Source organism: Halopelagius longus (assembly GCF_900100875.1).
In the GTDB taxonomy this organism is placed as follows: domain Archaea; phylum Halobacteriota; class Halobacteria; order Halobacteriales; family Haloferacaceae; genus Halopelagius; species Halopelagius longus.
The window spans coordinates 113,924-134,438 of the sequence record NZ_FNKQ01000004.1 but is presented as its reverse complement, the minus strand read 5'-3'; the positions used below and the strand labels follow the sequence as shown (position 1 = coordinate 134,438).

20 protein-coding genes are annotated in these 20,515 nt (G+C 62.7%); 6 read left to right on the top strand and 14 right to left on the bottom strand.

Annotation, left to right across the window (positions count from 1 at the left end; translation table 11 throughout):
* Window positions 1-4 precede the first annotated feature (4 nt).
* The gene (glyA, locus tag BLS11_RS15710; protein ID WP_394327403.1) at window positions 5-1,246 is read right to left on the bottom strand and encodes a serine hydroxymethyltransferase; all 1,242 of its coding nucleotides are present in this window, start codon (window positions 1,244-1,246) and stop codon (window positions 5-7) included.
* 107 nt (window positions 1,247-1,353) lie between these two features.
* Between glyA and BLS11_RS15705 the strand changes: the two genes are divergently transcribed.
* Window positions 1,354-2,124: an HFX_2341 family transcriptional regulator domain-containing protein gene (locus BLS11_RS15705; protein WP_092538883.1), complete on the top strand. Its 771-nt coding sequence runs from the start codon at window positions 1,354-1,356 to the stop codon at window positions 2,122-2,124.
* Window positions 2,125-2,159: 35 nt separating this feature from the next.
* Here the strand turns inward: BLS11_RS15705 and BLS11_RS15700 are convergent, their stop codons facing one another.
* Window positions 2,160-2,753, bottom strand: coding sequence for a hypothetical protein (locus BLS11_RS15700; protein WP_092538882.1), 594 nt, complete (start codon window positions 2,751-2,753; stop codon window positions 2,160-2,162).
* Window positions 2,754-2,930: 177 nt separating this feature from the next.
* Entirely contained in the window at window positions 2,931-3,473 is a 543-nt protein-coding gene (locus BLS11_RS15695; protein ID WP_092538730.1) for a halocyanin domain-containing protein, read from the bottom strand.
* A gap of 251 nt (window positions 3,474-3,724) precedes the next feature.
* Between BLS11_RS15695 and BLS11_RS15690 the strand changes: the two genes are divergently transcribed.
* The 3 genes from BLS11_RS15690 to BLS11_RS15680 all read left to right on the top strand — a co-directional run bounded on the left by BLS11_RS15690 (window position 3,725) and on the right by BLS11_RS15680 (window position 6,931).
* Window positions 3,725-4,081: a DUF7344 domain-containing protein gene (locus BLS11_RS15690; protein ID WP_092538729.1), complete on the top strand. Its 357-nt coding sequence runs from the start codon at window positions 3,725-3,727 to the stop codon at window positions 4,079-4,081.
* Between the two features lie 344 nt (window positions 4,082-4,425).
* The gene (locus tag BLS11_RS15685) at window positions 4,426-6,483 is read left to right on the top strand and encodes a PAS domain S-box protein (protein WP_092538728.1); all 2,058 of its coding nucleotides are present in this window, start codon (window positions 4,426-4,428) and stop codon (window positions 6,481-6,483) included.
* Window positions 6,476-6,931, top strand: coding sequence for a response regulator (locus tag BLS11_RS15680; RefSeq protein ID WP_092538727.1), 456 nt, complete (start codon window positions 6,476-6,478; stop codon window positions 6,929-6,931). Before BLS11_RS15685 ends, BLS11_RS15680 begins: the two co-directional genes overlap by 8 nt.
* A 13-nt stretch (window positions 6,932-6,944) precedes the next feature.
* On the opposite strand, the gene BLS11_RS15675 is transcribed toward BLS11_RS15680, so the two are convergent.
* The 5 genes from BLS11_RS15675 to BLS11_RS19090 form a co-directional block, all read right to left on the bottom strand.
* The gene (locus BLS11_RS15675) at window positions 6,945-7,424 is read right to left on the bottom strand and encodes an Lrp/AsnC family transcriptional regulator (protein ID WP_092538726.1); all 480 of its coding nucleotides are present in this window, start codon (window positions 7,422-7,424) and stop codon (window positions 6,945-6,947) included.
* 75 nt (window positions 7,425-7,499) lie between these two features.
* The gene (locus BLS11_RS15670; RefSeq protein ID WP_092538725.1) at window positions 7,500-9,698 is read right to left on the bottom strand and encodes a universal stress protein; all 2,199 of its coding nucleotides are present in this window, start codon (window positions 9,696-9,698) and stop codon (window positions 7,500-7,502) included.
* Complete coding sequence (locus tag BLS11_RS15665) at window positions 9,698-10,282, bottom strand: NAD-binding protein (protein ID WP_092538724.1); 585 nt, start codon at window positions 10,280-10,282, stop codon at window positions 9,698-9,700. Before BLS11_RS15665 ends, BLS11_RS15670 begins: the two co-directional genes overlap by 1 nt.
* Window positions 10,283-10,604: 322 nt before the next feature.
* Entirely contained in the window at window positions 10,605-11,216 is a 612-nt protein-coding gene (locus BLS11_RS15660) for a rhomboid family intramembrane serine protease (protein WP_092538723.1), read from the bottom strand.
* Window positions 11,217-11,319: 103 nt separating this feature from the next.
* A complete protein-coding gene (locus BLS11_RS19090; RefSeq protein WP_139172808.1) occupies window positions 11,320-11,550 on the bottom strand; it encodes a hypothetical protein in 231 nt (76 codons plus the stop codon).
* Between the two features lie 441 nt (window positions 11,551-11,991).
* Between BLS11_RS19090 and BLS11_RS15655 the strand changes: the two genes are divergently transcribed.
* Both BLS11_RS15655 and BLS11_RS15650 read left to right on the top strand, forming a co-directional pair.
* Complete coding sequence (locus BLS11_RS15655; protein WP_092538722.1) at window positions 11,992-12,786, top strand: ParA family protein; 795 nt, start codon at window positions 11,992-11,994, stop codon at window positions 12,784-12,786.
* A complete protein-coding gene (locus tag BLS11_RS15650; protein ID WP_092538721.1) occupies window positions 12,783-13,484 on the top strand; it encodes a DUF8160 family protein in 702 nt (233 codons plus the stop codon). Before BLS11_RS15655 ends, BLS11_RS15650 begins: the two co-directional genes overlap by 4 nt.
* A gap of 55 nt (window positions 13,485-13,539) precedes the next feature.
* Here the strand turns inward: BLS11_RS15650 and bioB are convergent, their stop codons facing one another.
* From bioB to BLS11_RS15620, 6 genes are all read right to left on the bottom strand, one after another.
* Window positions 13,540-14,661 carry a biotin synthase BioB gene (gene bioB, locus BLS11_RS15645; protein WP_092538720.1) on the bottom strand — a complete coding sequence of 374 codons (1,122 nt, stop codon included), beginning with the start codon at window positions 14,659-14,661 and terminating at the stop codon, window positions 13,540-13,542.
* 106 nt (window positions 14,662-14,767) lie between these two features.
* A complete protein-coding gene (locus BLS11_RS15640) occupies window positions 14,768-15,436 on the bottom strand; it encodes a hypothetical protein (RefSeq protein WP_092538719.1) in 669 nt (222 codons plus the stop codon).
* 174 nt (window positions 15,437-15,610) lie between these two features.
* Complete coding sequence (locus BLS11_RS15635; protein ID WP_092538718.1) at window positions 15,611-16,216, bottom strand: class I SAM-dependent methyltransferase; 606 nt, start codon at window positions 16,214-16,216, stop codon at window positions 15,611-15,613.
* 7 nt (window positions 16,217-16,223) lie between these two features.
* On the bottom strand, window positions 16,224-17,198 hold the full coding sequence (locus tag BLS11_RS15630; RefSeq protein ID WP_092538881.1) for a phosphotransferase family protein: 975 nt from the start codon (window positions 17,196-17,198) through the stop codon (window positions 16,224-16,226).
* A 782-nt stretch (window positions 17,199-17,980) separates the two neighbouring features.
* Window positions 17,981-19,207, bottom strand: coding sequence for an orc1/cdc6 family replication initiation protein (locus BLS11_RS15625; RefSeq protein ID WP_092538717.1), 1,227 nt, complete (start codon window positions 19,205-19,207; stop codon window positions 17,981-17,983).
* Between the two features lie 560 nt (window positions 19,208-19,767).
* Window positions 19,768-20,502 carry a HalOD1 output domain-containing protein gene (locus BLS11_RS15620; RefSeq protein ID WP_092538716.1) on the bottom strand — a complete coding sequence of 245 codons (735 nt, stop codon included), beginning with the start codon at window positions 20,500-20,502 and terminating at the stop codon, window positions 19,768-19,770.
* Window positions 20,503-20,515 lie beyond the last annotated feature (13 nt).

Genomic DNA, 20,515 nt, shown 5'->3' with positions numbered 1-20,515 from the left:
GATATTATTCGTATACGGGGTGCTCGTCGCACAGTTCCGAGACGCGCTCTCGGACCGCCGCTTCGACGGCGTCGTCCGCTGGATTTTCGAGCACGTCTACGACGAGATTTGCGACGGTTCGCAGGTCGTCCGGTCCGAAGCCCCGGGTCGTGAGGGCCGGAGTACCTAACCGGAGACCGCTAGCGCGCGTTGGCGGCCGCGGGTCGCCTGGGACGGCACTCTTGTTGGCGACGATACCGGCCTCTTCGAGGGCTCTCTCCGCGGCGAGCCCCGTTCGCTCCGGGTGTGTGTTTCGAAGGTCGACCAGCGCGAAGTGTACGTCGGTTCCGCCCGAAACGAGTTCGAGGCCTCGCGCTCGCAGTTGCTCCGATAACGCTTCGGCGTTTTCCAGAATAGCGGCCGCGTACTCCTCGAACTCGGGCCTCAGCGCCTCACCGAACCCCGCCGCCTTCCCCGCTACGTTGTGCATCAGAGGGCCGCCTTGGCAACCCGGCATCACCGCTCTATCGACGATATCCGCGTACTCCCGGTCACAGAGGACCATCCCACCGCGACCCGCGCGGATCGTTTTGTGCGTCGAACAGGTGACGATGTCGGCGGTATCGACGGGCGACGGGTGAACGCCGCCGGCGATAAGACCCGTGAGGTGAGCGATATCGGCCACGTGGTAGGCGTCCACCTCCTCCGCAATCGCCTGCATCCGCGTCCAATCTACTCGTCGCGGGTACGCCGAGTAGCCGGACACGAGAAGGTCCGGGTTCACTTCCCGAGCGCGCTCCGCGACGGCATCGTACTCGAGGCGACCGGTGTCGACGTCCAGTGTGTAATGGAATACCTCGAAGTGATCGTGCGGTAACGTTCTCTCGTGGCCGTGTGAGAGGTGGCCGCCGTGGGAAAGTTCTAGAGAGAGGATCCGGTCGCCCGGTTCCAGTAGCGCCAGATACGCCGCCAGGTTCGCTTGCGTGCCGGAGTGGGGCTGAACGTTGGCATGCTCGGCGCCGAACAGTTCTTTCGCGCGCTCGATAGCTATCTCCTCTACGGTATCGACGTGTTCACAGCCGGCGTAGTATCGGTTGCCGGGGTCGCCCTCGGCGTACTTGTTCGTTAGCACCGAACCTTGCGCTTCCAGCACGGACTCGCTAGCATAGTTCTCGGAGGCGATCATCGCCAACGTATCGCGCTGACGCTCGCGTTCAGCGGCTATCGCGTTCGAGAGGTCGCTGTCGGTAGTAGGGAGGTGATTCACGAGTACGCAGAGACGGCCTAACAGTAAGTGAACTGTCATGACACAGATCAGACTATGTCGGCATTGTCGTCACAGTCACTATGGTCCACGCGGTCATCGAATCGACCATGGACGTCGCAGAGCGCGTACATGTGATGCCGGTCGGGTACGAGAACGACCGCATCGTACTATCCGCGGAGCGCCTTCGAGCCGATCGGGTCGTCCTCTTGCAGTACGAAGACCGAACGGATCACCCATCGTACGCGGAGACAGTACGCCATCGCCTCACCGAGCGGAATATCCCTCACGAATCGGTCTCGTGCGACATCTTCGACTTCTACGGTTCTATCGGAACGATCGCCGAAGTCGCGACCGCCTTCGGGGACGATAACGAGGTGTACGTGAATCTCGCGTCGGGGTCGAAGATCACGGCCATCGGCGGGATGATAGCGTGTATGGCAACGGGTGCAACGCCCTATTACGTCCGCGCTGAACGCTATGCCGCCGAGACGGAGGGCGACGTTGCCGAGGGTATCCGTACCATCACCGAACTGCCGACCTACCCGATGGACAGCCCGGATACGCAACACGTTGCGGTCTTGGCCTACCTCTACGAGGAAGGCGAGGCTCGGAAGAGCGATGTGATCGACTACGGACGAGAAGAAGAACTCCCGTTTATCGCGGACCACGACGCGTCAAACGCAAAAAGCGAGTATCGCCTTCTCGACAGTCACATCACTAAGCCGTTAGTCCGGCGGGGGTACATCGACGTCGAGACCGTCGGCCGTTCGAAACGTCTTTCGCTTACGGAAGCGGGTGAGAACACGCTTCGGGCGTTCGGCTACCGATTGGACGGTGTGGAGATCGGAGATGTACGAGAATCCGCGGGACGGTGCTGACGGAATCGTCCGAACCGTACTCCGATTGGGATAGCTCAGGGGAGGCCCACGTCCGTCAACGTCCCGCCGGTTCCGATTTCGACGACGCCGTTCCGGTAGACGACGACGCCGTAGCCGAGGAGGGTGAAATCGAGGAGCACGTCGTCCCGCCCGCCGTCGGTCCGAACCGGGCCTTCGACGGCGAAGGTGAGCGTCTCGACGGTCCGCGGCGCGCCGGGGAGCGATTCGAACGTCTCGGCCGGAACGTCCAGAATCGCCCCCTCGACGGTGAACGCTATCGCGCCGGGGCGGGAACCCGTCGTCTCCGAGTCGTCGTCTCCGCCCGGGGAAAGCGAATCTAACCCCGGTGAGAGGTCGTCCGCGTCCGGCGTCTCCACGCCGACGTCGACGGTTTCCAGTCGGAGCGACGACTCCGCCGCGAGGTCGATCGCGACGGCGGGGGACCCGTCGCCGGAGACGTCGATTCGGACGGGATTCAGCGTCGCTCCCGCGAAGGATCCCAGTAGGTCTTCGGTCATCGTTATCGTTCCTTCGACCGCGAACGCGATTCGGTCCGGCGGGCGAGTCTCGACGACTTCGTCGGTCAGCCGAACGCTCTCGTTCTCGTCGAGGTGGACTGTGACGCTCATCGTTCGCTCCTGTCGGTCACGGGGCCGGAGCGACGAAAGGGTAGCGGCGACGCCGGGAACGTCCCGCGTCACCCGGACGCGACCGCCGCGTGCGACGCGGCGCATCCTCCGGAAAAGAGAGCGGCGTCGGCAGTCGTCGCTCGGCGTCGCCGAGTGAAACTCGGCTGCTCACCGACGTTATTCGGTGACGACGACTGCGCCCTTCATGCCCATCGCCTTGTGGGGCGTACAGACGTACTTGTGCGTGCCCCCCTCCTCGAACGTGTGCTCGAACGTGTGGCCCTCCTCGTCTGTCATCTCGCTCTCGAACGTGCCGTCCTCCGCGGAGACGTTGTGGCTCGCCCCCTTCCCCGTCCACTCCCAGACGACGGTCGTTCCCGCGTCCACGCGGACGGCCGCGGGGTCGAACGCGTAGTTGCCGTTGTTTCCGCTGGCGCCGACGGCGACGGTCACCTCCGAGGTGCCCGTCTTATCGACCACGCCGTCGTAGTTGCTCACGCCCTCGAACCACCCGTCGAGCGACGCTCCGCCGCCGCCGGACGCCGAACTCTCGGCGTCCGTCGCCGTCCGCGTCTCCGTCTCTGTGGGCGTCGATTCGCCGCCGTCGCCGCCCGATTGGTCCCCTTCGGCACCGCTTCCGGTACATCCCGCGAGTGCGCCGACGGCGAACGTCCCGAGGGCCGCGGCGAACGTGCGTCGAGTCGAGTGTGAGTCCATCATACAGTCGGTAGTTCCGGCGGTACGTCACAGTCGTTTGCGCCGAACACGTTCGGGTGCGCTCTCTGGTTTCGACAACCAGCGCCGAAGGTGACCCGGCGGAAGGCCGATTCGACCGGAAGTCGACGGAGACGGAGCGAGAGATCCGCTAACGTACGTCAGTGGCCTCTCGACCGCCGCCCGTAGCCCGTGCCTACCACTTTAGGTATACTACTTTTGCGGATAGGAGAACTCGTCTTGAAACAGAGAGTCCGATGGCAGTCACAGAAAACAGAACCCTCCCGTCCGAAGACCTCGACGAACAGCTCGCCCTCTTGGCGAACGACCAGCGACGGGCCATCGTCGAGATACTCGCAGAGGAGAACCGCTCGCACCACGTCCACCTCCTCGCGGGGTGGACCGCGGCCGAAGAGAGAGGCGTTCCGTTGGACGCGTTGCCCGAGCAAGCCGTCGAACGGATGGAGGTCAAACTCCACCACCACCACCTGCCGAAGCTCGACGAGGCCGGAATCGTCGAGTACGACGCCGAGGAGAACCGGGCCGCACCGGGACCGGAGATGGCGACCGCGCGACGGCTGATAGAGTCGGTACGGTCGGCGCGGATGAACTGAGTGCGGCTGAATGACGGAGCGGCCCACCTCGGGCGGCGACCCCGAAACGCTCGGACGGTGCACCGAGTGCGGGGCCATCTACCCTGTCCAGCGGACGACCGCAGGGAGCTTTCGAGTCGTCGGAACCAGCGGAGCCTGCGAGTGCGGAAGCGCCGAGTTCGACCCTCTGGATGAAGGGTAATCGAACCGCAGGCCGGGGGACTACCTCCGAACGAAGTGGCACAGAGGAACGTGAGCAAACAGATGAACACCCCTCCCATATCGCGAACGGTAATCGTAGAACAGCAGTACAGACGCCGAACCCAACCGCGAACGGGGTTCTCTCCAGCGACAACGGTCACACGATGAACTCGGGCTCGACGTCGGACGTCACACGAGGCGACGTAGAGCGCCTGTTCTCGAACGCCGACGAACCGTACACGACGTCCGAAGTCGCGGAGCGACTGAAGTGTCCGGAACGGTCCGCGGAACGGGCGTTAGAGACGTCCGCCGACCGCGGCGAGGTACGGACCAAAGAGGTCGTCGACGGAACCCGCATCTGGTGGCGACCGCCGGACGAGGCGGAGTCGGACGACCAGCAGTCCGAACTGCGGGAGTTCGGCGCGTTCGTGAGGGCGGTCAAAGACTACGCGATTTTCATGCTCAACCCCGACGGAACCGTCGCCAGTTGGAACGAGGGAGCCAGACGCATCAAGGGGTACTCCGAAGACGAGATAGTCGGTCGGCACTTTTCGACGTTCTACACGGAGGAGGACACCGAATCCGGAGTCCCGGAGACGAACCTCGACGCCGCCGCGAGAGAGGGTCACATCGAAGACGAGGGCTGGCGGGTTCGACAGGACGGCACGCGGTTCTGGGCGAACGTCGTCATCACCGCCATCCGGGACGTCGACAGTACGCTCCAAGGGTTCACGAAAGTGACCCGCGACATGACCGAGCAACGGGAGTTCGAACTCCAACTCCGCAGAGAGCGTGACCTGACCGAGCAGATACTCGAAACCGCGCCGGTCAGCATCTGCGTACTCGACTCCAACAGGGAGTTCGTGCGGGCCAACCAGCAAGCGCTCGACCTCCTCGGCGCCGACCAACCCTCCGTGGAGGGCAGTTCCATCGAATCGAAGAACCTCTACGACGGCGCGGGGAACCTCGTTCCGAACGACGAGCGACCGTGGACGCGGGTCATAGACACCGGCCAGCCCGTGTACGATTTCCACTGTCGGTCCGACTGGACGGAGGGCGACCGTCGCTGGCTCTCGATAAACGTGGTTCCCCTCGAAGGCATGGTCGGCGACGACAACGGAGTCGTCGTCGCCATCGAGGACATCACGGCGCAGAAAGAGCGCGAACGGCAACTCGAAGAGCGGAAGTCGGAGCTCGAAACCGAACTGAGCGAAATCCTCGGTCGAATCTCCGACGCGTTCTTCGCCCTCGACGACGAGTGGCGGTTCACGCACCTCAACGAACGCGCCGCGGAGCTGTTCGGCCTCTCTCAGTCCGGGTTCGTCGGACGGTCGTTCTGGGAGGAGTTCCCCGAACGGTCCGACGGCCGCCTCTGGGAGGAGTTCTGCGAGGCGATGGAGACGCAAGCGCCCGTCAACTTCGAACTGTACGACGAGCGACTCGAAGCGTGGCTGGAGTACAACGTCTACCCGTCGAAGTCCGGACTGTCGATATACATCCACGACATCACCGAGCGCAAGGAGTACCAGCGGAAACTGGAGGAGTCCAACGAGCGCTTAGAGCAGTTCGCCTACGCCTCCTCGCACGACCTCCAAGAGCCCCTGCGGATGGTTTCGAGCTACCTCCGACTGATCGAGAACCGCTACGGCGACGAACTGGACGAGGAAGGACGGGAGTTCCTCGAGTTCGCCGTCGACGGGGCCGACCGCATGCGCGACATGATTCGCAGCCTGCTCAAGTACTCGCGCGTGGAGACGCGCGGCGAACCGCTCGAACCGGTCGATTTGAACGACGTGCTCGACGAGGTTCGCAACGACCTCGAACGGGCGATAACGGAGAGCGACGCCGTAGTCACGGCGGAGACGCTTCCGACGGTCAAGGGCGACGACAGCCAACTCCGGCAGGTGTTCCAGAACCTGCTGGAGAACGCAATCGAGTACTCGGGCGACGAACCGCCGCGCGTGCACGTCGCCGCCGAACGCAGCGGCGAGCGGTGGGAAATCTCGGTCACGGACGAGGGCATCGGCATCGACTCCGAGGACGAAGACCGGGTGTTCGAGGTGTTCCAACGGCTCCACACCCGCGAGGAGTACGACGGTACCGGCATCGGACTGGCGCTCTGTGAACGCATCGTCGAACGCCACGGCGGCGAGATATCGCTCGATTCCGCGCCCGGCGAGGGCTCGACGTTCTCCTTTACGCTACCTTCAACCAATGAGTGACGAAACCGACGGCCGAGGCCCGATAGAGATCCTCCTCATCGAGGACAACCCCGGCGACGTACGGTTGACGAAAGAGGCGTTCAGGGAGGGAGAAGTCGAGACGACGCTCCACGTCGCCTCCGACGGCGTCGAAGCGCTCGATTTCCTCTACCGACGCGAGGGGTACGCCGACGCGCCGCGGCCGGACATAATCCTCCTCGACCTCAACCTCCCGCGGAAGGCCGGCGAAGAGGTCCTCGAAGAGATACAGGACGATACGGACCTCTCGCGGATTCCGGTCATCGTCCTGACGAGTTCGCAGACGAAGGAAGACATCACGAAGTTCTACGAACTGCAGGCGAACGCCTATCTGGTGAAGCCGGTCGAACCCGAGGAGTTCGTCGAACTCGCGCGCGCCTTAGAGGAGTTCTGGTTCCGCTTCGCCGAGTTACCGACGCGCACGGCGTGAGCGTCCCGAAGCGTCAGTCGGAGTCCTCGACGTCGCGCCCGAACGGGCTGTAAGCGCAGGTGTACTCGTTGCGGATGATCTCCTCTTCGGCTATCTCGAACCCGAGCGCGCTGAGCTCCCGTCCGATTCGGCTCAGGTCGTCGCTGTCGCGTCCCACGGCGGTGATGTGAACGTTCTCGTCGCCGGTCATTATCTCCCGGACGGAGACGACGCCGTCCACGTCGAGCGCCTGTTTCGCGAGTTTCTCTCGGTCGGGGATGGGTGCGGTACAGAAGATGATGGTGTACAGTTGATAGCCCATCGCCTCGTAATCGACGTCGAGGTGGCTCCCGCGGATGATGCCGTTGGATTCGAGCTTGCTGATTCGGTTGCGGACGGTGCTCGCGGAGACGCCGCGTTCCTTCGCGATGTCTCCCCCCGACGTGTGTCGCGCGTCCTGTTGGAGCGCGTAGATGATGTATCGGTCGAGGTCGTCAATCGATGTCGACGCCATGCTACGATGACCGGGCGAGAGGCCGATATGTGTTTTGCTCCGTCAGAGGGGGTGAGCCGAGCGGTTCGAGGCGGCTCAGAAGAGCCAGCGGTCGGCGAGGCGGGCGAGGCGGCCGCGCCGCCGTGCGTCCTGCCCGTGAACCATCAACACCGAACAGCCCCACTCGTCGACGATGCGCGACTGCGTCTGGTCGGAGCTTCCGACGCCGACGACCAACACGTCGTCGTCGTGCGGCGGTTCGTCGGAACTGCCGCCGTCGGCGAACGGCAGTCCCGTCCGAACCGGCGCAGAGCACAGTTGCCCGATCTCTTCGTGGTACTCGCGTATCGTCCGCGCCCGCGTCGGGCGGGACTCCACGTCCACCGCGTGGTTCAGCGCGACCGTGGCCCCCGCCTCGGACGCGAGGGCGTCCGCGACGGCGACCTTGGTGGGGTCGTAGGGACCCTCGTCCGTGAGGACGCCGACCGTCTCTATCTCGTCGAGGCCGCGGTCGTCGAGGAGCGTCACGTCGCAGGGCGCGTGTCGCATGACCCAGTCGGTGTCGTTGCCGAAGAGGCGGCCGCGGAGACCCGACGCGCCGGGGTCGTGCTCCATCAGGAGCATGTCGGCCTCCTCGTGGTCGGCGTAGTTGACGACGGCGTGTTTCGTGTCGTGGCTGACGATGGTGCCGCTATCGACCGGCACGTCGAACTCCTCGTCGAGTTCGTCCGTCTGTCGCTCGAACTGGAGGTCGGCGGGCGACTCCACCTCCGAGGCGTGCGCCAAGGGGACTTGGTCGGGGACCTCCTGGAAGCGGACGACCGTCACGCGGCCGTCGAGGGGACGCGCGAGGTCGGCCGCCACGCGGACGAACGACCGCTCTCTGTCCTTCGAGACATCGTCGGGAAGCGCCACGAGGACGCGGTAGCCGCTGGTCCACTCCTCGATGGTGTCGCGCGTCCGTTCGACCGCGTTCTGACCGATCTGTCGGCGGACGGCGTCTATCGCCGCGCCCTCGCGGTCCACTCGCGGGCGCGCGTACACGTAGTACCAGACGATACCGGCGGCGGTCATCACGACAGCGCCGACGAACGGGACGGTCCCCATCTGCGTCAGGAGGACCACGCCGCCGACGATGCCGAACGCCTGCGTCCACGGGTAGAGCGGCGACTCGAACGACGGTTCGTACTCGACGTTACCCTCGCGGAACGCCACGATAGCGAAGTTGATGAGGACGAACACCAGAATCTGGAAGGCGCTTGCGAGTTTGGCGATGTCGAGGATTGGGACGAACGCGATGAGCAGTAACAGGACGACCCCCGTGACCGTTATAGACGTGCTCGGCGTTCCGAACCGGTCGCTGACGACCGACAGTGAGGAGGGGACGAGGTTGTCGCGAGCCATCGCGAAGGGGTACCGCGACGACGAGAGGATACCCGCGTTCGCGGTGCTGACGAGCGCTAAGATGGCGGCCACCACGATGGCGACGACGCCCGCGGTGCCGAGTGTCGCCTCCGCGGCGACGGCCATCGGCGTCGAGGTGTCGGCGATGGTTCCGGGGTCGGTGACGCCGACCATCACCGCGACGATGAGCGTGTAGAGGAGCGTCGTGAACGCGAGCGAACCGACGATGCCGAGGGGGATGTTCCGGTCGGGGTCTTCGACTTCTTCGGCGACGCTCGCTATCTTCGTCACGCCCGCGTAGGAGACGAACACAAGTCCGGTCGCCGCCAAGAGACCGCCGACGCCGCCGGTGAAGAACGGGCTGTAGTTCGTCTGTTGGACGCTCGGCGTCCCGCCGACGGCGAACCACACGAGTGCCGCGAGCATTATCGCGACGATGCCGACTTGGAGACGGCCGGTCTGCTTCGCGCCGAACAGGTTCACGAGAACGAGAAGCGCCGCGAGTACGAGAGCGACGGGCGTGACGACGCTCTGGGGGACGTCGAACAGCAACAGGAGGTACGGGACGCCGCCGACCAGGGCGAGTGCGCCCTTAAAGGAGAGGGAGAACCACGTCCCGAGTCCGGCGACCGTTCCGAGAAGCGGGCCCATCCCGCGTTCGATGTACAGGTACGTCCCGCCCGCTTCGGGCATCGCCGTCGCCATCTCGGACTTCGACAACGCCGCGGGCAACACGAGGAGGCCGGCGATAACGTACGCGAGGATGACGGCGGGGCCGGCGATTTTGACGGCGAGAGCGGGAAGAATGAAGATGCCGCTCCCGACCATCGCGCCGATACTGATGGCGAGAACGGAGAACAGGCCGAGGTCGCGTTCTAACGCCTTCTGCATTAGTTCGACCTCCTCCCGCGAGCGATTCGGTTTCGGGCCGACTCCGCGAACCGGCCGGTAGCGAGCGTCTTCGAACGGAGGCGACTCCCGAAGTCGAACGGCCGCGCGGGACGCCGGTCGGACTCCGACTCGGACCCGTCGTCGGCGTTGAGTTCGACGGACGAACCGTCCGACGCCGAATCGAGGTCGAACGTCGTCTCGAGCATGGCCGTGGTGACGGCCGTCGCCGCACAGACTGATTCGACTCCGAGTCCGTCGAAGGCGTCGTGGTTCCGCGGGTCGTTGACGAGGACGACGATTCGCGGAACGTCGAACCGACAGCGCAGTAGTTGCGCGACGAGCAGGTTGACGCTGTCCTCCAACGACACCGCGATAGCCGTCTCCGCGTCGCCGGCACCCACGTCGTCCAACGACCGCGGACTGGTCAGCGTCGCTTCCCGTGCCGGTACTCCGTTCTCCCGTGCGCGTCGAACCGCAGTCTCGCTGTCGTCGACGAAGTGGACCGCCTCGCGGCGTTCGTCCATCCGTCGGGCGAGCAAGCGGCCGACGTGACCACCGCCGACGATGAGTGTTTGCGTGGACATGGTTGTAAGCGTGTGCGTCGCCGGTGTGGTGGCCGGCTTCGACAGCGGCTAGTACAGGACGGAACGCCATAAACTAGCCGGTTCGAATAGCGATTCGACAAAATAACTCTACTATTCTGTTTATCCGTCCTACGACAGTAGGGGAAACGAGACCGTGTTCGCTCCGCGAAGTATCCCGTCTCGAAGCGGTAAACCGGGAGGTGGAGGGGCGGGGTCGGACGAACAGAATCGGACGCGGAGAGGAAATAGCGCGACGGGGAGGGGCCCAGTGCGACCGAGCGAAGACACAGCGAGACGGAGAAACGCTACCCGGGCGAGGCCGTCACCGCGCGTCGTCGCGGAGGAGGCGGAAGCGGCCGGCGGTCAGCCCCGCGACGGCACCCGTAAAGTGCGCGACGAGCGCGCTTCCGGGTGCGCTGTAGGTGAGCGTGAGGGCGAACGCGACGAGGGCGACGAGGACCACGACGGCCCGTGCGGGGAGGCGGAACCGGTCGAGGAGCGACGCCGAGACGGGGTTCGAAGCGAGGACGTAGCCGACCAGCGCGAACGCCGCCCCGGACGACCCGAGGACCGCCGTCGGATTCCCGAGAATCACGCCCGACCACACTTGGGCGACGGCGGCGAGTGCGCCCGTCGAGAGGAAGAAGGCGTGGAACCGGAGCCGAGTCGTCGAGAGCGAGACGATGCCGCCGGCGACGGCGATGAGCATCGCGTTCGAGAGGAGGTGCGCGGGGTTGGCGTGGGCGTACACGCTGGTCACGAGGCCCCACGGCGGGTCGAAGATGGGCGGGGCGAGGACGAACAGTCCGGTCGAGCCGACCAGAAAACTCCACCACGTCAAGAGGGAGACGACGGCCATCGTCACGAGCGTCTGTACGGCGGGGTTCCCGACGACCCGTCCGAAGGGGGATGCCCTCTCGCGGCCCGTGTTCATACCCGCCTGTAGAACCTACGGGTATGAAACGATATCCACGGCCGCCGCGGGGGAGAGCCGTCGAACGTGGGCCCGTCGGACGAAGACGGCCGGGTGAGGACGGTCACGGTCGGTTTCGAAACCCCGAATTCGTCCCGATTGTCGGGTCGCCCTGTTTTCTCCTCGCTTCTCTCTTGCATCTCTTCCACGTCCCGCTTCGCTCGTCTATCTCGCATCTCTTTCTCGTCTTCCATCTCTCGTCCGTCTCGCACAGTTCGTTTCGCTTTACTCTCCCAACCCTCTTTGCTAGCAAATCTATCTTTGATGGCTTGACTACTTTTCCTGCCGGGGCCATCTTTACGAGAAAGACGAACGAGATAGTTTTGATAGCAAATCCGTCAAAACCTGTTAGTACAGCAAAGATTGGAAAGAAAGGAGAGACGGAAGAGATGAAAGAGACGATAGAGATGGAAAGGATGTCAGAGAGGTACTGTCCGTCCGGGAGCGAACGGGCAAAGACGGTCTAGGAGAGAAAACCGATCTAGGAATTTCGTCTATCTTTTACGTCAAAACCGTATTTGCTTCCTCGAATCGGTGGTCAACTCCGATTCATCACGTTCGCGTCTCGGGCGATACATCGATCATTTCGGGTATTCGGCGTGTTTCCGCCGCGAACGAGGCGGGTTCTCGTTCGGGAGTCGTCGCCGACGATAGCGACCGGCCGTCGACAGAGTCGGTAGAGACAGTTTTGCCGGCCATACTCAACCTATAAGTTTAGACGGCAAAGACAGTCAGTATGGCCGGACCAGTAAAACTCTGCGTGTCGAACCAGAAAGGGGGCGTCGGGAAGACGACTATCGCCATCAACGTCGCGGGCGCACTCAACGCCCGCGGACACGACGTACTCTTCGTGGATTTGGACCCGCAGGGGAACGCAACGGAGAACCTCGGTCTGATGGAGGCGTACGACGACGAACCGCCGACGCTGTTCGACTGCCTCACGGACGCCGAGAAGCGGGGGGAGATAACGAACATCGTCCGCGAACACCCCGAGATGGACGTCATCCCGTCGAACATCGACATGACGGCCGCCGAGCCCGAACTGACCCTCGCGCGTCGAAGCGGCGAACAACTCGACCTCGTCCTCCGTGAGGTGGAAGAGGGCTACGACTACGTCATCGTGGACTGCCCGCCGAACCTCGGGAACCTTATGGACAACGCGCTGTTTGCGACGCAGAACGTCCTCATCCCCGCGCTCGCGGAGTCGACGTCGAAGCGCGCCTTCGAGTTGCTCTTCGACCACATCGACGCCCTAGAGTACGACTACGAGATAGACATCCGGGACCGAGGCGTCGTCGTCAACCGCATCGACGTGCGGAAGAAGCAGGCCCGCGAGATGGTCGACTGGATAAACGCCGCGTTCGAGGACGTTCCGGTCTGGGAGATCCGCGAACGCGCCGACGTGCAGAAAGCCCTCGACTCCGGCGTGTCGCTCCTCGAATTCAACCCCGACTGCGACATGTGCGAGACGTTCCTCGACGTGGCGGCGAACCTCGACGAACAGTTCGGTCTCGCGGAGGCGAACGCATGAGCGACGGTGACCGCGCCGACCGACTCCGACGCCGTCGCCAACGCGCCCGCGACCGCGCACACGGTTTCGCCGCGGACGAAGACGACGGAGAGGAACCCGACGCCGAGAACGAATCCGAGGAGCGAACGGAGGCCGAGACGGCGGATTCGGCGGAGACGACGAGTTCGGCAGAGACAGCAAAACCGACAAAGACGGAAGAGACAGCAGAGAGAGGAGAGGCGGAAGAGACGGGCGAGACGGGAGAGAAGAACGAGACGGAAGAGAGAGGAGAGACGACAGAGACGGAAGAGACCGAAAACGCCGAGAGTGGAGACGGAAGCGGTGGGACCGGAGAGACCGACGAGACCGTAGCGACGGACGAGGAAGACGGCGCGAAAACGGAGTCCGACGCTCCGGACGCGGAGAGGGACGCGACGGACGGCGAGAGCGGAGAAGAGGAAGACGCGTCGGCGAGAGAGGAGTCGCCGGCGATGTCCGTCAAAGACGAGCAGAAGCCGACGTACATGTACCTCCCGCACGACGTGCGGCGGAACCTCGACAGGGCGTACGCGATGCTCAAAGCCGACTACGAGTACGAGTTCGACGAGAGTTTCGAGAAGAACCGCCACTTCTACCCTCTCGTCGTCTCTCTCGGACTCGACGAGATAGACGAACTCGACGCCGAGAGCGTTCGCGAGAGACTCGAAGACGTCGAGTAACAGACTGTGAGTTCGGGCGAGGCGTTCGTCTACCGTAATGGGAGGTCGTTCGCACTCAGTTTCGAGTTCCGTCCTCGGTTGCGTCGCCGGTCGCCGTCCCCGCCGCCGTCTCGACGGACGGCACGTCGTCGCGCCCGCGCCGCTTGACCGCCTCGGGGTCGAAATCGTTGACGTCCGTGTTCGGACGGAGTCCGGCCTCCGCTATGACTTCGAGGTCGTCGGCCGGCGACTGCCCCGTCGTGGTGAGGTAGTCGCCCGTGAGGATGCCGTCCGCGCCGGCCTCGAACGGGAGGTGCTGTTCGTCTACGTCGAGGTTCACCTCCCGGCCGCCGGTGAGGCGGATGCGCGCCTCCGGATGGAGGAGTCGGTAGACGGCGATGGTCCGGATGATCTCCTCGGTGGTGATGGCCGCCTCGTCCGCGTCGCCGAGGGGCGTACCTTCGACCGGGTTGAGGACGTTCACCGGAAGCGACGCGACGCCTATATCGCGGAGGGCGAGGGCGGCGTCGATACGGTCCGTCGGCGCTTCCCCCATGCCGAGGATGACGCCGGCACAGAGGTCCATTCCCGCGCGCTTTGCACGTTCGAGCGTCTTCACTCGGTCTTCGAACGAGTGAGTGGAGACGATTTCCGGGAAGTAGTCGGGGGACGTCTCGATGTTGTGGTTGTAGTGGCAGACGCCCTCTTCGGCGAGTATCTCGGCTTCCTCCGCGGTGAGGATGCCGAGACTCGCGTCCACCTCGACGTCCGTCTCGTCGCGGACGAGACGAATCGCCCGGAGGACGTCCGCCCACTCCTCGGGGCGGCGGTCCTTGCTCACGCCCTCCTCCGCGACGACGATTCCGAAGCGCTGAGCGCCGTCGCGTTCGGCGCGCTTCGCGGCCGCGAGAATCTCGTCGGGGTCGAGGAAGTCGTAGGAGTCGGTTCCGGTGTCGAAGCGGGCCGACTGCGCGCCGAACCCGCAGTCTTCCGTACAGTTGCCCGCCTTCGCGTTGACGATACTGCAGGCGTCGACGGTGTCGTCGCCGTACCGGGCGCGAACGTAGTCCGCCGCCGGAGCTAACTCCTCGACCGGTTGTGCGACGAGTGCGAGGGCGTCCGTCCGGTCGAGTCTCTCTCCGCCGAGAACCCGTTCTACCGCGCCGTCGACCGTCCGATTTCCGGTCTCGTAAACCATAGTTCGAACCGCAGTTTACGATCGTATAATGGTTGGGTACTGACACGTAGTCGGAGATACTTGCATCTCCACCTTCGGACGGCGTCACAGAGAAAGTAGAGAGTGACTAGCGTCGGTTTGGGCCGGAGTAGTAGTCGAATCCCCCTCGCTCTTCGAGTTCGTCGACGGTGCATTCGAGTTCGTCTAATTCGGTACGGACGTCTTCGATACGGTCGCGAACGAAATCGTAGTCACGCAGTTCCGTGAGCGAAACGAGTCGGTCTCGGAGGAGGCGTTCGTACGCATCGACTTCTTCCTCCGCGCGATAGCCCATGTTGTTCGCGAGGACGTGAAACGCACACCAGAGGCCGTACCGCCGACCGTCGTCGTCTGCAACCTCTTCGACGAGTTCCGGCCGGTCCTCGAACCGGTCGAAGTATTCGCACGCCATACCGCTACCGAGAACGTAAGCCCGACCGAGGAACCGCTGAACCGGTTCGGATTTGTCCGCGAACGGCGGTCCCTCGCGAGACCACGATTCGGCGTATCCGTCTTCGACGAGGGCGTCCCATCGGTCGCGTTCGGAACGAATTACGGTCTCAAAGTCGCCGTAGATGCCGAGCATTACCTCACTCCGGTCGTATCGGGGGTCCATTCCGAACCGAGAGAACCGTACGCCCGTGCAGTCGTCGATAGCTTCGAGTCGATCGACCGCCGGAACGACGTACTCTCGGATGAGGCGTTCATCCGCATCGTCACCCGTGGTCACGAACGAGATACGCTCCCCGAATGCCATGAATGGTTGACGAGCAGATACAGTATCAAACTTTTCAACGGTATTTCAACTGGGTTAGAAAGAGAGTGCTCGGATCTTGCAACGTCGCCACTAACCAAGGTGGGCATTGTCCGAGGTGAAGAGGGGGTTGAAATATAACTGGAATATCGAAAGTACCCCCCGTTAGTCAACCGCTCAGATATCTGCCGTATCGATCACGAAGAGTGGATCGCGCCGATCCGTGTACTCTCCTTCGTTCACGTGATCGAACAATTCGACATCCCGAATGGTTGCCGTCCCATCAAAGATATCCAGCAGATACGACCGATACTTCGAGATACTCTCAGCAGGATGTATCGGGTCGGCTTTTGAGAGATACATCGTCCCCGGGGGTTCGTAAAGTAGGAGACTCGTCTTCTGCCCGACGACCTTCAACATCCGCGTCGCTTCTTCGATACCATATGCACCGACCCAGTGATGCTGAATCGTCAGCAGAAACGTGACGTCGGTCGATGGGAGCTCAGAAACGTTCTCCGGTGTGATACGCTGTAATCGGAACTGACAGTTTTCGTTCGCTCCGAACTCCGCCTCAGCGCGCCTGTACCGATCCTCGTCCATCTCGATCCCCGTTACCTCTAGTCCGAACTCGGCGGCGGCGTTCGTGAAATACCCTTCTGCACAGCCGATGTCCAGAGCGCTTCGATGGTGGTCTTCGAGATACTGCTGAATGAACGACCACCGTTCCTCGTTGTCGGCCCGTAGCGAACAGTACGGCTCGTCTGGCTGCCGGTCGTTGTTCATCCTCTCATTATCGAATGGCGCTAAGGCGTTCGGTCATCTCTGCTTCGATCCAGGTCGCAACTTCTTCGGGCGACTCGTCGGAGAACTCGACGACTTTGTCGAAGAATCCAGCCGTCCCAAGGAGTCGGACTGCATCGTAGATTGGCGCACGATCGTCTAGGCCGGTCGGTAAGGACCCTGCGCGTTGGCGGTAGCCGTCGTGGAGTGCAGCCACGAGCTGTTCGTCCTCGTCAAGATTCCTCGATTCGAGTAACTGGTTCTGCGCTCTGTGGAGCTCCTTGGCAGGGTCGCCGATGTGCGCACGTTCCCAATCGACGAAGCCGAGCGTCGTTTCGCTCCGAAAGATGTTTGGCATGGCCGGATCGCCGTGGGCGAGAGTCGCAGGTGCGAGATCGAGGCGCTCACGATTTGCTTTGACACCCTCGATCACCTCGTCGTAGTACTGCTCGAAGCGATCTGACGATGCTAGTTCCCGCATCATCTCGATTCGATCAACGAGGATGGTGGTCCACGAACCGGTGTCCAGGACCAACCCGTCCGAATCACCATCCACGATGTGCCCATGGTGATCGAACTCTTGCGAGTTCACGTCCGCGAGGGCACACCCAACTTGTCGGAGGGCGGCCGTTCGTTCCGTCCTCCTCAACTCTGCCCATTGAGATGCGAGACTCCGCTCGCGCATCGGCGCTGTAACGAGATACGGGGGTTCACTGGCAGCCTCGCTCGCAATCACCGTTGGCACGACCACGTTACAGTATGTATCGACGTAGTCGATAACGGCACATTCCCGAGTGATCCGAGACCCGTCTTCATCGGCGGCGATCTTTAGAAACGCCGATTGGCCGTCGGCGAACTCGACACGAACTGTCTCGTTCAGGTCGTTCCACGACGGCCCCGCAGGAAGCACTTCCTCGATCTCTCGCTCAGGGAACGCACTGGTGAGAGCTGCCGCGATGTCTTCGTCAACTGTGTCGTCGTTCATCATCGGTTCGCTCCGTACTGGATACGCTGGGCGTCGAGGACGCCCCGGCCGGTCGTTTGGGTGGTCTGCTGTACTGCTGGATCGGTCGTCGGTACGCGTCTGTTCATATCGACTCTTGACTTCGGGTGAAGTCTGCCGTTAGTGCTAGCTCCAGGATGCTCTGAGAAGGCGAGTTGCGGTGAAAAACGACTATCGCGGGCACGCCGGAGCCGCGAACGGTAGTGCCGTGGCTCAGAAGGTAGTCCAGAGCCTGGACGCGTTACTCCGGCGGCTGAGGAACAGAAGTAGCGATCCGTGTCTCGATTTCGTAGTTCCTCGTGGCAGTTGCTGTGCAGGTATGCTATTGACGCTGCATCGCTGTGCTGCCAGACGGATTTGCGTCGAGATATCTCCGTCTCTGTTAGTGGCCTTCGACACGTGAGGACGGTCTGTTCTTCCTCACGTGAGGCGGCCTTCCGCTAAGTGAGCATCCTACGAATGATGACACGTGATAGACACAAAGATCTTTTCTTATTTTCACTCCCATATTATACGAAATTACGGGTTCGCTGACTCTGTCCGCTGAGCCCGCGATAAAATCACCTCGAACTGGTAAATCAGCAGAGAACACTTGGTAGTCTCCCAGATAGGCTCGATATCGGAGAGAACTCCATCTCCCGAAGATGCATCCGAGGGACACACCACTTCCGCAAGTGAATTCGAGCCGAGACCCCTTCACTTGAAAGAGTGGAGTGGGGACCCGCCGGAGAGGCGTCGAGTCGGCGACAGAGCGGAGATGCCGGTCAGACGATGTCGTACCGTCGAGCGGTCGTGCGGATGTCTTCGAGGACGGATTCCAGCGAGAGGACGTCGGTAAGCGCGGTCATCGCGCTGGAGAACGGAACGTCGAGCGCGTAACTGTAGTAGTTCCCCCGAGAGCCCGTGCGGTTCTCCTCGGCGGAGAGGATGCCGAGCATCCGCAGGTCCGAGAGGTGGTTGTGAATCGACCGCTGTGCGAGGGGTTCGATGTCGGCTTTCTCACAGAGGCTCACGTACTCGTCGTACACGTCGCGCATCCGGCAGGGCGTCTCTCGCTGGGCGGCCTTCGAGACGACGGCCAACAGGGCGTAGTGGCCGTTCACGGTGAGTTCGCGCATCCCCTCGACGACGCGTTCCTGCTCCAGTTTCTCCCGGGCGGTTTCGACGTGGGTACGGGTGATGCACTCGTCGTCGCGGTTCTCCGCGTACTCGCCGGCTAACCGGAGCAAGTCGAGCGCCTGTCTCGCACTTCCGCTGTCTCTCGCCGCCAGCGCCGCACACAGGTTCAACGCGCCCTCCTCGTAGGCACCCTCCGAGAGTGCCACGCTAGCACGGGATTCGAGGATGTTCTGCAACTCCGGCGCGTCGTACGGCGGGAAGTGGAGTTCGCGTTCGCAGAGGGTGTCCTGCGCGCGGGGGTCGAGTCTGTCTCTGAACTTGAAGTCGTTCGAGATGCCGACGATACCGACTTTCGCGTGCTCCAGTTTCCCGTTCGACCGGGCGCGAGGGAGTTCGTACAGCAGTTCGTCCCGCTCTCCGATGGAGTCAATCTCGTCGAGGACGACGAGTATCGTGCCGCCCAACTCGTCGAGTTCCTTGTAGAGCTTCTTGAAGACGGTCTGTTGGGGGTATCCGGTCGAACTGATTTCGCCGCCCGCCGGACGGAGTTCGTTGACCAACTCGATGGCCACCTGATAGGAGGAGTTGAGCGTCTTGCAGTTCAGAGAGAGGACGTGCAGGTCCACGTCGTCGTACTGTTCGACGTCCTCTCGCAGTACTTTGAGCAGGTACTCGGTCACCGCCGTCTTTCCGACGCCGGTGTTGCCGTAGAGGAAGACGTTGTTCGGTTCCCACCCGTCGACGACGGGTTGGAGCGCGTCCATGTACTCCTCGATCTCCTCGTCCCGTTCCTGAATCCGCTCCGGTCGGTAGGACTCCCCCAAGGCGTCCTTGTTGTGGAAGATGTTCTGTTTCCGCTCGAAGCGGCGCATCGTGCTTCGCACCTTACAGTGTACCCACTTAAAACCACGGTTACAACTGATTCATCTGATGCAAGTGAAGACACACACACTCCACTGTTGCAAGTGAAGCTAGTGTGAGAGGGTACTCTAGAAGAACAACACACCACTGTTTCATCTGAAGCGCTGATATTATTTGGATGGGGTATTCCGTTATTTCCTCGTGATTGGGCCTGACTAGTCTGTTTTCACTCGCAACAGTGGTGTCTGTCCGGGAGGGAGACGGCAGTTCTCAACTCCGGTCGCGAACCGATCAACCCCCTCGTTCGAACCTTCACTTGCAAAAGTGGTGTGTCTGTGTCCCGGTTCGCCGGGTCGATTGACCTTCGATCACCGCTTCGAGAGGCAACTGAACACCCCCCTCCCCACCGCCTCGGCCTCGATCACTTGCAACGGTGGGGTGTGTGTGCCGCCGCGCATTTCACTTGAATCGGTGGTGTCCGACGCCCTGCCGGCGACCGAGCGCGCTTCACGTGTAATAGTGGTGTGTCTGTGGCGGCCGACGCTCGATAGCTCCCGTTCGGCCGAGAGTCCTACCTTCGGCCGTCCGAAAGCACGTCGGACGCGGCGGTTATCACGGGTTCGTCGTCCCGAACGTCGGTATGGTATATCGTGACCGTCCCCTGACTGTTGACTCGAATCTCGTAGTCGTCGGTATAGAACAGCAACTGCCACTGCGAGTCGTTCTGACTCCTGAGGTCGGCGACGATGTCCGGGTCGATGTGGTCGTATAGGGGGCCTATCTCCAGTGGGTCCACCGCTTCTATCTCGGCTATCGTCTCGACTATCGTCTCTACGATGGGGTCCGGCCCCGTTCTGTTCGTCCACGTCGTCTCCGCGAGGACGCGTTCGCGGTCGGCGTCTCGTTCGAACGTTCGCGGGCGGACGGTGTACATCCCGACGAGGATACCCCCGCCGATACCGAGACTCCAAACGGTGACGAGTTGGTCGTTCAACTGCCAGACCGGCAGTTCGCGGACCCGGTGGAGGACGACCCACCACCCGCCGATAGCCCCGGCGGCGAGTGCCCCGACCCATCCCAGTTTGACGATGTGGTCTATCTGCTCGGACTCGAAGCGTTGGCGGCGGACGTAGAGCGTGAGTACCAGGAGTCCGACCGAAACGCCGACGGGGAGCAGTATCTCGAGGACGTCCGTCGGAACCGACCCCCGGTCTATCGGGACGTACGCTCCAACTCCGACGAGGACGGCGACGAGGAGGAGCGTCAGTTGGTGCTCCGACTGAACGTACCTCCCGCTATAATGCATGCTTCCGTGTACG